This is a genomic window from Mycobacterium sp., assembly GCF_046330795.1.
Classification (GTDB): domain Bacteria; phylum Actinomycetota; class Actinomycetes; order Mycobacteriales; family Mycobacteriaceae; genus Mycobacterium.
Genome location: NZ_JAXLSA010000002.1, coordinates 867280 through 881507 on the forward strand (window position 1 = coordinate 867280; position 14228 = coordinate 881507).

General features: G+C 66.3%; 10 protein-coding genes and 1 pseudogene. 2 read left to right on the top strand and 9 right to left on the bottom strand.

The window, feature by feature from the left end:
• Positions 1 to 33 precede the first annotated feature (33 nt).
• Positions 34 to 2922: an MMPL/RND family transporter gene (locus U0R18_RS11305; RefSeq protein WP_526368241.1), complete on the bottom strand. Its 2889-nt coding sequence runs from the start codon at positions 2920 to 2922 to the stop codon at positions 34 to 36.
• Positions 2919 to 3350, bottom strand: a complete 432-nt coding sequence (locus U0R18_RS11310; RefSeq protein WP_526368242.1) for an MmpS family transport accessory protein — start codon at positions 3348 to 3350, stop codon at positions 2919 to 2921. The genes U0R18_RS11305 and U0R18_RS11310 overlap by 4 nt, the downstream gene beginning before the upstream one ends.
• 403 nt (positions 3351 to 3753) lie before the next feature.
• On the opposite strand from U0R18_RS11310, the gene U0R18_RS11315 reads away from it, so the two are divergent.
• Positions 3754 to 5928 carry a glutamine synthetase III family protein gene (locus tag U0R18_RS11315; RefSeq protein ID WP_526368243.1) on the top strand — a complete coding sequence of 725 codons (2175 nt, stop codon included), beginning with the start codon at positions 3754 to 3756 and terminating at the stop codon, positions 5926 to 5928.
• Positions 5929 to 6021: 93 nt separating this feature from the next.
• On the opposite strand, the pseudogene U0R18_RS11320 reads toward U0R18_RS11315, so the two are convergent.
• Positions 6022 to 6069 (bottom strand): annotated as a pseudogene (locus U0R18_RS11320) (excalibur calcium-binding domain-containing protein); the annotation flags it as partial.
• A gap of 36 nt (positions 6070 to 6105) precedes the next feature.
• On the bottom strand, positions 6106 to 7905 hold the full coding sequence (locus U0R18_RS11325) for an SLC13 family permease (protein ID WP_526368244.1): 1800 nt from the start codon (positions 7903 to 7905) through the stop codon (positions 6106 to 6108).
• Positions 7906 to 7922: 17 nt separating this feature from the next.
• On the opposite strand from U0R18_RS11325, the gene U0R18_RS11330 reads away from it, so the two are divergent.
• Positions 7923 to 8339, top strand: a complete 417-nt coding sequence (locus tag U0R18_RS11330) for a hypothetical protein (RefSeq protein WP_526368245.1) — start codon at positions 7923 to 7925, stop codon at positions 8337 to 8339.
• An 83-nt stretch (positions 8340 to 8422) separates the two neighbouring features.
• On the opposite strand, the gene U0R18_RS11335 is transcribed toward U0R18_RS11330, so the two are convergent.
• The 5 genes from U0R18_RS11335 to U0R18_RS11355 form a co-directional block, all read right to left on the bottom strand.
• On the bottom strand, positions 8423 to 9916 hold the full coding sequence (locus U0R18_RS11335) for a CoA-acylating methylmalonate-semialdehyde dehydrogenase (protein ID WP_526368246.1): 1494 nt from the start codon (positions 9914 to 9916) through the stop codon (positions 8423 to 8425).
• Between the two features lies 1 nt (position 9917).
• Positions 9918 to 10805 (bottom strand): sugar phosphate isomerase/epimerase family protein, encoded by an 888-nt coding sequence (locus U0R18_RS11340; RefSeq protein WP_526368247.1) that lies wholly within the window; start codon positions 10803 to 10805, stop codon positions 9918 to 9920.
• 2 nt (positions 10806 to 10807) lie between these two features.
• The gene (locus U0R18_RS11345; protein ID WP_526368248.1) at positions 10808 to 11839 is read right to left on the bottom strand and encodes a Gfo/Idh/MocA family protein; all 1032 of its coding nucleotides are present in this window, start codon (positions 11837 to 11839) and stop codon (positions 10808 to 10810) included.
• A gap of 22 nt (positions 11840 to 11861) precedes the next feature.
• The gene (locus U0R18_RS11350; protein ID WP_526368249.1) at positions 11862 to 12779 is read right to left on the bottom strand and encodes a sugar phosphate isomerase/epimerase family protein; all 918 of its coding nucleotides are present in this window, start codon (positions 12777 to 12779) and stop codon (positions 11862 to 11864) included.
• 12 nt (positions 12780 to 12791) lie between these two features.
• The coding region (locus U0R18_RS11355; RefSeq protein ID WP_526368250.1) for a thiamine pyrophosphate-dependent enzyme at positions 12792 to 14228 on the bottom strand (1437 nt) is incomplete at its 5' end.

The window sequence follows — 14228 nt, forward strand, 5'->3', positions numbered from 1 at the left end:
GTGGTGACGCAGAGCAACAACTGGTGACGCAGATCAGGTGGTGACGGGTTCGGCTTCCGGTCGGGCCGGCTGCGCCGCGTGCGTACTGACCAACTGCGGCCACCAGAACCACCGCCCCAGCAGCGCCGCGATCGACGGCGTCATGAACGACCGGATCACCAGCGTGTCGAACAGCAGACCGATCGCGATCGTGGTGCCGACCTGCGCGATGACCCGCAGATCACTGATCGCCATGGTGGCCATGGTGAACGCGAACACCAGGCCCGCCGACGTCACCACCGAGCCCGAGCCGCCCATCGCGCGGATGATGCCCGTCTTGAGCCCGGCGTGGATCTCCTCCTTGAACCGCGCCACCAACAGCAGGTTGTAGTCGGATCCGACCGCCAGCAGGATGATGACCGACATGGCCAGCACCATCCAGTGCAGTGGATGGCCCAGCAGGTGCTGCCACAACAGCACCGACAGACCGAACGACGTCCCCAGCGACAGGACCACCGTGCCCACGATCACCGCCGAGGCGATCACCGCCCGGGTGATGATCAGCATGATGACGAAAATCAGTGCCAGGGCCGCGATTCCGGCGATCAGCAGGTCCCAGTTCGAGCCTTCCTGCATGTCCTTGAAGGTGGCCGCGGTGCCGCCGAGGTAGATCTTGCCGCCCTCGAGTGGGGTGCCCTTCATGGCTTCCTTGGCCGCGTGCAGGATCGGCTCGATCAGCGCGACGCCCTCGGGCGACATCGGGTCGCCCTCGTGGCTGATGATGAACCGCACGGCCTTGCCGTCCGGGGACAAGAACTGCTTCATCCCGTTCTTGAATTCGGGGTTCTCGAACGCCTCGGGCGGCAGGTAGAACGAGTCGTCGTTCTTCGACGCGTCGAACGCCTCACCCATGGCAGATGAATTGTCCTGCATGGCTTTCAGCTGCTGCTGCATACCGTTCTGCGTCTGGTACATCGTCAGCATCATGGTCTTCATGGTCTTCATGGTGTCGACCATCTGGGGCATGAGCTTGACCATCTGCGGCATCAGGGTGTCCAGGCGCTCCATGTCCGGGAGCAGCTGCTGGATGTCATCGGTCATCGTGTCGATGCCGTCCAGGGTGTCGAAGATCGACCGGATCGCCCAGCAGGCCGGGATGTCGAAGCAGTGCGGTTCCCAGTAGAAGTAGTTGCGCATCGGCCGGAAGAAGTCGTCGAAATCGGCGATGTGGTCCCGCAATTCGGCGATGTCGAGCGTCATGCTCTTCATCTTGGTCACCATGCTGTGCGTGGTGGCGGCCATCTCCTCGGTGATGCCGTTCATCTTGTTCATCGTGTCGATGGTGGCCTGCATCTGGTCGGCCTGCTTCAGCATGTTGGCCATCGAGTTGTCCATGTACTTCTGGTTCATCTGCTGGGTGACACCCTGCATGCTGATCTGGAAGGGGATCGAGGTGTGCTCGATCGGGGTCCCCAGCGGCCGGGTGATGGCCTGCACCCGGGACACGCCGGGCACCCGGAAGATGGACTTGGCGATCTTGTCGATGACGAGGAAGTCGGCCGGGTTACGCATATCGTGATCGGTCTCGATCATCAGCAGCTCGGGGTTGAGCCGCGCCGACGAGAAGTGCCGGTCGGCCGCCGCGTAGCCGATATTGGCCGGGATGTCGTCGGGCAGGTAGTGCCGTTCGTTGTAGTCGGTCCGGTACCCCGGGATGGCCAGGAGGCCGACGAGGGCCAGGGCGATGGTTCCGATCAGGATCGGGCCGGGCCAGCGCACCACGACGGTGCCGACGCGCCGCCAGCCTCGGGTGCGCATCTTCCGTTTCGGGTCCAGGGCACCGAGCCTGCTGGCGACGGTGACGACGGCCGGGCCGAGGGTCAGCGCGGCGAGGATGATGACGAGCATGCCGATGGCCATCGGGATGCCGAGGGTCTGGAAATACGGCAGCCGGGTGAAGTGCAGGCAGAAGGTGGCGCCGGCGATGGTCAGGCCCGAGCCGAGCACGACGTGCGCGGTGCCGTGGAACATCGTGTAGTAGGCGGAATTCCGGTCCTCGCCGTGTTCACGGGCTTCCTGGTAACGACCGAACAGGAAGATGACGTAGTCCGTCGAGGCCGCGATCGCGACCATCGTGAGCAGGTTCACCGCGAAGGTCGACAGGCCGATGATCTCGAAGTGCGCCAGCGCGGCGACCACGCCGCGGGCCACCGCGAGCTCGATGCCCACCATCGCGATGGCCAGGAGGGTGGTGACGATGGACCGGTAGATCAGCAGCAGCATCAGCATGATGACGCCGAAGGTGATGGCGGTGATCAGCTTGAGGCTGCGGTCACCGGCGATGTGCATATCGGCCTGCAGTGCGGCCGGACCCGTGACGTAGGCCCGCACGCCGGGCGGTGCCGGGACGTCGGCGACGATCTTCTGCGCAGCTTCCACGGATTCGTTGGCCAGCGACTCGCCCTGGTTGCCGCTCAGATACACCTGGACGTAGGCGGCCTTTCCGTCGTTGCTCTGGGAGCCGGCGGCGGTGAGCGGGTCGCTCCAGAAATCCTGAACGTGCTCAACGTGTTTGGTGTCGGCGAGCAGGTTCTTGACGATCTCGGCGTAGTACTGGTGCGCCTCGTCGCCCAGCGGTTGCTCACCCTCCAGGACGATCATGACCGAGCTGTCGGAGTGGAACTCGTCGAACACGTGGCCGATGCGTTTCATCGCGATCACCGACGGTGCGTCCTGCGGACTCTGCGACACGGTGCGCTGCTGGCCGACGACCTCGAGCTGGGGGATCGTCACGTTGAGCACGACGGTGAGCGCGATCCAGCCCAGGATGATCGGGAGCGCCAGGTGACGGATCCAGCGGGGGATACCCTCGCCGCGCCGATGCCCGACGGGTTCGAGGACTGCTGCGGAGTGCGCCGAGCCGGCGTCGCCGGCGTTGGTCATGCGTTCTTCACCAGACAGAAGGTCTGGGCGTTCACACCGGAGGTGCTGTTCTCGTTCTTGACCACGTCGTCGACGGTGATGCGACAGCTGATGGTGTCGCCGTCACCCTGCGCGACGATGTTGGGCATGACGCCGGGGGCGGTGGTCGACAGTGTCAGCGACCACGGCAGAGTGGCGCCGTCGACGCGCTGGGGCTTGGCGTCCAGATCCAGGTAGTTGATGTCGGCGGTGGCGCCGGGAACACCGAAGATCTCGTACGTGACGACCTTGGGGTTGAACGGCTTGACGTCATCGTTGGCCGCGTAGGTGGTGCCCGAATTGAAGTCGTGGCCGAAATACCCCCGGACACGGACCACCAGGAACGTCGCGACGCCGAACACGACGAGGATGACGAGCGGAATCCAGAGCTTCTTCAAGACTTTGAACATCGCACTCTCCGCACCGTTGGTCTGTGACTCCGTCTCGCCCAGCCGTGCAATCAGCCGACTCCAGCAGATAGATTAGACCATATAACAGAGTTGCGTAGCCCCGCGCCCTCCCTGCCGGTGAGCGAGGTACGCAGGGACCGAAATGCGGGTGCGGCGCATCGACTGCCGGGCTTTGCACTCATGGTCAGCAGGTGCCGTCACACCGCCGCATCAACTGTGATCCACGCGATATCCGACGGTCCGAATGCGCTGGCGATGCCTCACGAAAGTTTGCTGTCGGATTCGCGCGTGCCGTCGGCCGCGGCGACTCCTGCTGGTGACGCGCACGTAACACTCTCGGAATCGAAGCTCTCTACCGTTGGCCGGTCGAAGTCAGGCCATGAACCGAAAATCGAGGAACCCCATGAGTGGAAACGCCGTCAGGCTGCAGGCGATCAACAACGTCGAGGGATACGTCCCGCCGGCGATCAGTTTCGTGCCGGGGGAGGCACCTGGCGAGATCTTCGGATCCAACGTCTTCACCAAGGCCGAGATGCAGCTGCGGCTGCCGAAATCGGTGTACAAGTCCGTCGTCGCGACCATCGAGAAGGGCGCCAAGCTGGACCCCGCGGTCGCCGACGCCGTCGCCTCGGCGATGAAGGACTGGGCGTTGTCCAAGGGCGCCACCCACTACGCGCACGTGTTCTACCCGATGACCGGGCTGACCGCCGAGAAGCACGACAGCTTCCTCGAGCCGGTGTCGGATGGCCAGACCCTGGCGGAGTTCGCCGGCAAGACCCTGATCCAGGGTGAACCGGACGCCTCCAGCTTCCCGTCGGGCGGTCTGCGCAGCACCTTCGAGGCGCGCGGCTACACCGGATGGGATGTCACCAGCCCGGCGTACATCCTGGAGAACCCCAACGGCAACACGCTCTGCATCCCAACGGTTTTCGTGTCGATGACCGGTGAGGCGCTGGACTACAAGACCCCGCTGCTGCGCAGCCAGCAGGCCATGGGCGCCCATGCCGAGCGCATCCTGAAGCTGTTCGGCCATACCGATCTGGCGAAGGTCGTGTCGTTCTGCGGGCCCGAGCAGGAGTACTTCCTGGTCGACCGGCACTTCTTCCTGGCACGCCCGGACCTGATCAACGCCGGTCGCACGCTGTTCGGCGCCAAGCCACCCAAGGGCCAGGAGTTCGACGACCACTACTTCGGCGCGGTGCCCGAACGGGTGCTGGGCTTCATGATGGACACCGAGCGCGAGCTGTTCAAGCTCGGCATCCCGGCCAAGACGCGGCACAACGAGGTTGCGCCGGGCCAGTTCGAGATCGCCCCGATGTTCGAGCGGGCCAATATCGCCGCGGACCATCAGCAGCTGCTGATGACGGTGTTCCGGACGATCGCCAAGAAGCACGGCATGGAGTGCCTGTTCCACGAGAAGCCGTTCGCCGGGGTCAACGGGTCGGGCAAGCACGTCAACTTCTCGGTGGGCAACGCCGATCTGGGTTCGCTGCTGGTGCCCGGTGACACCCCGCACGAGAATGCACAGTTCCTGGTGTTCTGCGCGGCGGTCATCCGCGCCGTGCACAAGTTCGCCGGCCTGCTGCGGGTGTCGGTGGCCTCTGCCACCAACGACCATCGCCTGGGTGCCAACGAGGCTCCGCCGGCCATCATCTCGATCTTCCTGGGCGACCAGCTCGCCGACGTATTCGAGCAGATCGCCAAGGGCGCGGCGACGTCGTCGAAGGGCAAGGGGTCGATGATCATCGGCGTCGATACCCTGCCGGTGCTGCCGACCGACCCGGGCGACCGCAACCGCACCAGCCCGTTCGCGTTCACCGGCAATAGGTTCGAGTTCCGTGCGCCCGGTTCGGGACAGACGATCAACGTGCCGATGATCGTCCTCAACACGATCATGGCCGACTCCCTGGACTACATGGCCAACATCCTGGAGAAGGCGGTCGAGGATGGCACCGATTTCGACGCGGCCGTGCAGCAGCTGCTCACCGACATCATCACCGAGCACGGCGCGGTGGTGTTCAACGGCGACGGATACTCCGACAACTGGCAGATCGAGGCGGCCTCCCGGGGACTGCCGAACTTCAAGACCACCCTGGACGCGCTGCCGGCACTGATCGCGCCGGAGTCCATCGCCTTGTTCGAGAAGTACGGGGTGTTCAACGAGCGTGAGCTGGAGAGCCGCTACGAGGTCCGGATGGAGCAGTACGCGCTGACCATCGCGGTCGAGGCCAAGCTGGCCCTCGAGATCGGGTCGACGGTCATCCTGCCGGCGGCGGTGCGCTACCAGACCGAGCTGGCGCAGAACGTCGCCACCCTCAAGGCGGCCGGGGTGGAGCCGGACACCTCGCTGCTGGAGATGGTTTCGGACCCGATCGCGGCGCTGACCAAGGCGCTGACATCGTTGCGGGTGGGTCTGAGCACGCATCTGGAATCGGCCTCCGACGAGGCGTTCCATTCCCGCGACGTGCTGCTGCCCGCTATGGAGGCGGTGCGGATGGCCGCCGACACCCTGGAAGGTGTTGTGGCCGATGACCTTTGGCCGTTGCCGACCTACCAGGAGATGCTCTACATCCTCTGAGGCCGGCGCACCCTTTGTCGCGAGCGTGCGCGTCGGTACGCGACACCCCGGTGTCCGCCGTACCAATGCGCACGCTCGCGGGCCACTGGTGGGTTACCACTCGCACGCGATGCCGTCGCCGTCACGGTCCTGCTTGGCGCGTGGGTTACCGTCGCCTCGAGACGGAAGCCGGGATGCTCACCCGTGCAGCGGCCAGAAGAGCGGAATCAACAACAGCGCCAACATCATCCAGCAGATCATGACAACCAGGCCGAGCCGCCAGTAGTCGCCGAACCGGTACCCGCCGGGGTTCATCACGATCAGGTTCGCCGGAGTGGCGATCGGTGTGAGCAGCGCGGCCGCCCCGGCCACGCACACCGTCATCAGCACCGGCTGCACCGAGATGCCGGTGTCGGCGGCGATGGTGAGGGCGATCGGGATGACGACGAGAACCGTGGCGACGTTCGAGATGAACTGTCCCAGCGCGGCCGTCAGGACGAACAGGATGACCAGGATCACCACCGGATGGGAACCATGGGCGACGTCGACGATCGGGCGGGCGACCAGTTCGGCGGCCCCGGTGGACGTGATTGCCGACGACAGCGGGATCAGGCCGGCGATCAGGATGAGGGTCTGCCAGGGGATGGCCCGGTAGCAGCGTTCCAGACTGACCGCACCCGTCACTACCATCGCGCCGGCGGCCAGGATTGCGGCCACGGCCGGGACCACGAGGCCGGACGCGAGCACGGTCACCATCGCGACCAGAATGCCGATGGCCCACAGAGCCTTCGGGCCCAGCGCGACGGTCTGGCGGCGCACGGCCTCGGTCGACTCGACCACCAGCAGGTCGTGCTGGTCGAGTCCGTCGATGGCCGCCCACGGGCCCTGGACGAGCAGCATGTCACCGGGTTCGAGGTCGGTGGTCCGCGCGCCACGGTCGGCGTTGTGCCGGCGGACCGACAGCACGGAGATGCCGCCGGGGGAGAGCATCCCCGGGAAGACGCGCCTGCCCACCCATTCCGACCTGGGCGGTATGACGACCTCGGCGGCACCTGATCCCCGGTTGATGAGGTTGTCGTGACCGATCCGGGTGATCCTGCTGGCCGACAGGAGATTTGCTTCCGCGAACGCCCGCACCTGCGGCTCGGCGCCCTCGACGACGAGGCTGTCGCCGGGGTTCAGAGCGTGGGTCGACGACGTCACCCGGCCCGAGTCGGTTTGTCCCGCGACGAGTATCAGGCCGGCTTCGGCGACCAGCTCGCCGGCCGGGGCGCCGCTCGACGACGAGTCGTCCGGCACTGTCACGCGCCAGAGCAGGTAGTCGGTGGTCCAGTGGTCGGCCAGGGTCCGTCGATAGTCGGTCAGATCGGCTGGGGCGTCCGTCGGGGTGCGCCGGGGCAACAGCCGTTCGCCGAGCAGCGCGCAGATGCCGACGGTCGCGATGGTCAGAGGGATGCCGATGAGTGCGAACTCGAAGAAACCGAAGCCGCCGGCGCCTGCCGTCTTGGAGGCGTCGTTGATGATGACGTTGACCGGGCTGCCGGTCAGGGTCAGCAGCGCGCCGGCGCTGCACGCGAACGCCAGGGGGATCAACACCCGCGACGGTGCCAGCCCGGCGCGGCGGGCGACGGCGATGGTCACCGGCAGCAGCGCCGCCGCGGCCCCGTTGACGGTGATCACGGCGCTGACGACGGCCCCGAGCGCCATCACGGTCGGCAGGGCGCGCCGATACGTGGTGCCGCTGAGGCGCGACAGCCGGGTGCTGATCCACGCGGTCACCCCGGTGGCGTCCAGCCCTTCGCTCACCACGAACAGCGCCGCGATGAACACGATGACGGAGTCGCCGAAACCACTGAACACCGTGCTGGTGTCGATCAGGCCGGTGAACAGCAGGGTCAGCGCGCAGCCCAGCGCGACAACCTCGACGGGCAACCGGTTCCAGATGAACAACACGACCGTCACCGCGAGGATCACCAGGCTCAGGGCCGCGTTCGACATGGCTAGCATCCTTGCTCATGACGGACGACTGGACCACCACGGCGGGTCTGAAGGAGATCGCGCGCACTCGCGGTGAACGCATCGACGGATGGCGGGCGCCGGTCGCGTTCGCCGTCGGGCACCTGGTGGACGGCTCGTGGGTGTTCCCGCATGTGAACAAACCGGGTGGCAGTCATGGACTCTCGGCGGTCCTGCTGGCGGAGGCGCTCGGATATTCCTCTGGCACAGCAGAATTCATGATGACCGACGATCAGCTGGCCGATGCGATCGCCCGGCTGGCGCCCGCCGAGGAAACACCTGGCATCCGGCACGCGAACCTCGAGGCGTGGCGGAAACTCGTCGGCGCGCCAGGGACGAAGGTGGCGGCGTTCATCGCCGATCTCGACGATCCACCTGCCGGGGCGGCCGACGTCGCGCTGCGGGCGCTGCTCTGATCCCTGCGGCGAGCGTGCACAGAAGTCCGACCGCAGCGGCGTGTCGGCGGGCCGACACGCCCGCTCGCGGACGGATTCAGGCGTCAGCCGTTCTGCGGGAAGCCGAGGTTGATGCCGCCGTGCGATGGATCCAGCCAGCGCGCGGTGATGGCCTTCTGGCGGGTGAAGAACTGCACACCGTCCATGCCGTGGGCGTGGCTGTCGCCGAACAGCGAGGCCTTCCAGCCGCCGAAGCTGTAGTACGCCATCGGGACCGGGATGGGCACGTTGATGCCGACCATTCCGACCTGGACCTCGTTCTGGAACCGTCGGGCGGCGCCGCCGTCGTTGGTGAAGATGGCGGTCCCGTTGCCGTAGGGGTTGGCGTTGATCAGTTCCATTGCCTCGTCATAGGTTTCGACGCGGACCACCGACAGGACGGGCCCGAAGATCTCGTCGGTGTAGACGCTCATCTCCGGCGTGACGTTGTCGAGCAGGGTCGGGCCCAGCCAGAAGCCATCCTGGCCACCGTCCGCCTGCACAGCGCGCCCGTCGACCACGACCTTCGCCCCGTCGGACTCACCGGCGTCGATGTAGGCGGCGACCTTGTCGCGGTGGGCCTTGGTGACCAGCGGGCCCATGTCGGCGTCCTTGGTGCCGTCGCCGGTGCGGATGGCGCGCGCCCGGTCGCTGATTTTGGCTACCAGCTCGTCGGCGATGGGGCCGACGGCCACGGCCGCGCTGATGGCCATGCAGCGTTCGCCCGCGGATCCGAAGCCGGCGTTGATCATGGCGTCGGCGGCCAGGTCGAGGTCGGCATCCGGCAGGATCACAGCGTGGTTCTTGGCGCCGCCGAGGGCCTGGACACGCTTGTCGTGGGCGGTGCCGGTGGCGTAGACGTACTGCGCGATCGGGGTGGAGCCGACGAAGGATACCGACTTCACCTTCGGGTTGACCAGCAGTTCGTCGACCGCGGTCTTGTCGCCCTGCAGGACGTTGAACACGCCGGCGGGCAGGCCCGCCTCGGCCCACAGGTCGGCCAGCCACAGCGAGGCCGACGGGTCCTTCTCCGAGGGCTTGAGCACCACGGTGTTGCCGGTCGCGATGGCGATGGGGAAGAACCACATCGGGACCATGGCGGGGAAATTGAACGGGGAGATGATGCCGACGACGCCGAGGGGCTGGCGGATGGAGTAGACGTCGACGTTGGTCGAGGCGTTCTCGGTGAAGCCACCCTTGAGCAGATGCGGTATGCCGCAGGCGAATTCGACGACCTCCTGGCCGCGGCTGACCTCGCCGAGGGCGTCGGACACCACCTTGCCGTGCTCGCTGGTGATGATCTCGGCCAGTTCGCCCTTGCGTTCGTTGAGCAGCTCACGGAACCGGAACAGTATCTGGGTCCGCTTGGTCAGCGAGGTGTCCCGCCAGGCCGGGAACGCTGCGGCCGCCGCGTCGATCACGGTGCGGGCGTCCTCGACCGAGGCCAGGGCGACCTGGCCGGTGACCTGTCCGGTGGCCGGGTTGGTCACCGGTGCCGTGACACCCGAATCCCCTTGGAAGGCAGTGTTGTTGAGCCAGTGGCTGATGGTGTTCGTCATTTCACTTTCCATATTTCTTGACGTAGTCGGACATGGTGGCCAATTGGTAGCGGGAGACTTCGTGGGCGTTCTCATCCTCGGCGAACACGCTCGAGACCATCACGGTGTCGGGGCGGTCGTAGAAGCCGATCTCGGCAAGGCCGGAGAAGAACTGGTCCCAGTCGACGTCGCCGTCGCCGATCTTGAGGTGCTGGTGGACGCGCACGGGGTTGCCCGGCGGGTTGGTGATGTAGCGCAGGCCGTGGCTGCGGTGGTGGTCCATGGTGTCGGCGACGTGCACCAGGCGCAGTTTGTCCCCGGCGGCCCGCATGATGTCCAGCATGTCAGTTCCCGTGTTGGCGCCCATATGGAACGTGTGGCAGGCGACGTACACCATGCCGATGTTGGGCGAGTTCACGCCGCGGATGATGCGGACGGCTTCCAGTCCGTCCTCGACGAAGTCGTCTGGGTGCGGGTCGATCCGGACGTCGATGCCTTCACGCTCGAAGATCGGCACGAGTTCCTCCATGGACCGGAAGAAGCACCGTTCGGACTCCTCGGCGCGTTCGGGTCGCCCCGAGAACTCGGTGTTGATGACGTTGACGCCCAGGTCCACGGTGATCTGGATGACGCGCTTCCAGTAGCGCACCGCGGCCTCGCGGGCGTCCTCGTCGGGACCCGACCAGCGCAGCACCGGCAGCACCGAGGCGATCCCGACCCCCGCGTCGGCGCAGGCCTTGCGGAACCTGGCCACCAGATCGTCGTCGGCGCGGGGATGGTTGAAGAACGGGATGAAGTCGCGGTGCGGGGTGAGTTGCAGGTACTCGTAGCCCAGATCGGCCACCAGTTGCGGGAATTCGAGCAACTCGTAGTCGTGGTGGAACGGTGTGGGATCCAGCGCGATCTTCATGGTCACGCTCCCTGGATCGAGTCGCGCGCGGCCATGGACACCTCGACCGGCAGGCCCGAGTGCAGCGATTGCACGCCGGCCTCGCAGACCGCGGCCGCGGCATAGCCGTCCCAGGCCGTCGGACCGTCTGTGTAATCGCCCTTGCCGGCACCAGTTGCTATCGCGTCGACCCAGCACTGGATCTCGGTGTCGTAGGCCTGGCCGAACCGCTCCTTGAAGCTCGGGGTGATGGTGCCGCCCCACACGCCCGGGGCGCGCTTGGCGACCAGCCCGACGTCCAGACCGATGAACGCCGACCCCCGCTCGGCCACCAGTTCGGTGCGCACCTCGTAGGCCACCCCGGTGGTGACGAACAGCTCGACATCGACGTGCCGGCCCGAAGCGGTCTTGAAAATGGCGATCTGTGGGTCGGAAAGGCCTTCGGCGGCAAGCGAGTTCGGTGTCGGGGTGATGACCTGGATCGAGGTGATCTCCTCGCCGAGGAGGAACCGGGTGACGTCGACCTCGTGCACCAGCGAGTCCTTCACCGTCATCGCGCTGTCGAAGTGCGGCGGGACCGACGGATTGCGGTGCACACAGTGCAGCACCAGCGGATGGCCAAGCTCGCCGCTGTCGATCAACGACTTCAGTTGGGCGTACTCGTGATCGAACCGGCGCATGAAACCCACCTGGATCAACCGCTTTCCGAGTTCGGCCTCGCGGCGCACCACCTCGAGGGAGGTCTCCACGTCGGTGGTCAGCGGCTTCTCGCACAGCACCGGTTTGCCGTGCTCGAGGCAGGCCAGCAGTTGCTTCTCGTGCGTGGGGCCGGGGGTGGCCAACAGCACCGCATCGACGTCGGGGTCGGCGATGGCGTCCAGCGGGTCCGCGATCGCCCGGCACCCGGGAATGCCTGCGGCGATCTGCTCGGCCTTCTCGGCGAGGTAGTCGTTGACGACGGCCACCCGGGCCCCGGAGATGCGTGAATTGATGCGTGCGACGTGATCGGCGCCCATCATGCCGACGCCCAGGACGGCGATACGCAAATCGGACATTGTGTTCAGCTCCTCTGATTCGTCAGAACGTGACTGCCGGGATGCCACACGAACCCAGATAGCTGCGGGTGCGCTTGGCGATGGGCAGGGGGGCATCGACCTCGCACGGGTACATGTCCTGCTCGACGATCGCGAACACATCGATACCGAGCTTCTCGATCTCGGCGAGCAGTGGCGGCATCTCCGGGATGCCGAGCGGGGGTTCGATCATGGCACCCAGCTTGACGGCCTCGCCGAACGGCAGGTCCTCGGCCTCGACCTTGGCCCGCACCTCGGGGTCGACCTGCTTGAGGTGCAGATAGCCGATGCGCTCGGGCGCCCGACGAATGATCGCGATGTTGTCGCCGCCGCAGTAGGAGATGTGGCCGGTGTCCAGGCACAGGTTCACGAATTCGCCATCGGTGCCGTCCAGGAACCGGTAGACGTTCTCCTCGGTGTCGACGTGGCTGTCGGCGTGCGGATGGTATTGCGCACGCACGCCGTACTTCTCGTACATGGCCCGGCCCAGTTCGTTCATGCCCTGCGTCTTCTGGCGCCACTGTTCGGCGGTGAGGTTGCGGTCCTCGAGCACCGCGCCGGTGGAGGGGTCGCGCCACATCTCCGGGATGACCACCACGTGCTTACCGCCAACGGCCGCAGTCAGTTTCGCGACATCCTCGATCTGCTTCCACACCGAGTTCCACGCGTCATCCCCACGCGTCCCGGACTGGTGCAGGTGCTCGAACACCGTGCCGGCCGAGAGCTTCAGGTTGCGGGAGCCGAGTTCGTCGAGCAGCTTCTCGGGGTCGGTGGGCAGATAGCCGTACGGGCCGAGCTCGATCCACTGATAGCCGGAGGCGGCCACCTCGTCGAGGAAGCGGGTGTAGGGCGTCTGATTCGGGTCGTCGGGAAACCACACGCCCCACGAGTCGGGGGCGGACCCAACGAGAATTGACGGCATGGTGCTCCTCTACTAGCGGTCGGACGGATTGATCAGGGGACGCTGGACCTTCTTCCAGTCCGCGTAGCGCTGGTGGGCCTGCTGGGTGGAGTCCAACGTGGATTCCTGGCTCACCGGTACGTCCCACCAGGAGTGGCTGTCGGGGGCGTAGATCAGCGGATCGGTCTCCACGTGGATCACGGTGGTGCGGTCGGAGGCCTTGGCCACCTTGACCGCATCGGCGAACTCGGCGGCGGTGGCCACCTTGATGACGTCGGCGCCCAGGCTGGCCGCGTTGGCCGCCAGGTCGATCGGCAGCTTGTCCCCGTCGAGTCGGCCGTCGGCGCCGCGGTACCGGTACGACGTGCCAAAGCGCTGCGAGCCCAGGGACTCGGAAAGCCCGCCGATGGAAGCGAATCCATGATTCTGCACCAGAACGGGAATCACCTTGACGCCCTCCTGGACGGCGGTCACCAGTTCGGTGGCCATCATCAGGTACGAGCCGTCGCCGACCATGATGAACACGTCGCGATCGGGTGCGGCCATCCGCACGCCGATGCCGCCGGCGATCTCGTATCCCATGCACGAGTAGCCGTATTCGACGTGATAGCCCTTGCGGTCGCGGGTGCGCCACATCTTGTGCAGATCACCGGGCATGGACCCGGCTGCGCACACCACCACGTCGCGGGGATCCGACAGGGTGTTCACCAGTCCGATCACCTGGTTCTGATTCAGCTGGGTGCCGTCTTCGGTGGCGTCGACCTGATAGGCGCGAGTGACGGTATCGTCCCACTCCGTAGCCAGTTCGCCAACCCGAGAACGGTATTCGTCGCTGACCGCGTACCCGCCCAGAGTGACGTCCAGAGCTTCCAAGGCCTCGCGGGCGTCGGCGACGACGCTGATGCCACCCTGCTTGACCGAGTCCAGCGACGCGACGTTGATGTTGACGAACCGGACGTCGGGGTTGTTGAACGCGGTCCGCGACGCCGAGGTGAAATCGCTGTAGCGGGTACCGATCCCGATCACGACATCGGCCTCGGCCGCCAGGGTGTTGGCCGCCGTGGTGCCCGTGGAACCGATGGCGCCCACCGACTGCGGGTGGTCGTAGGGCAGCGAGCCCTTGCCGGCCTGACTCTCGCCGACCGGGATGCCGGTCCGGGTGGCCAGCGCGGCCAGGGCTTCTTCGGCAACGGAGTAGTGCACACCACCGCCGGCGATGATCAGCGGCTTGGCTGCCGATGCGATCACCTCGGCCGCCCGGGCGATCACCGATCGCTCGGGCAGGGGGCGTGCGACGTGCCAGGTCCGCTCGGCGAACAGCGACACCGGCCAGTCATGGGCCTCCGCCTGGACGTCCTGCGGAATCGACACGGTCGCTGTTCCCGTCTCGACGGGGTCGGTCAGCACCCGCATGGCGCCCAGCAGCGCCGCCGGCAGTTGTTCGGGCCGCCATACCCGGTCGAAGTAGCG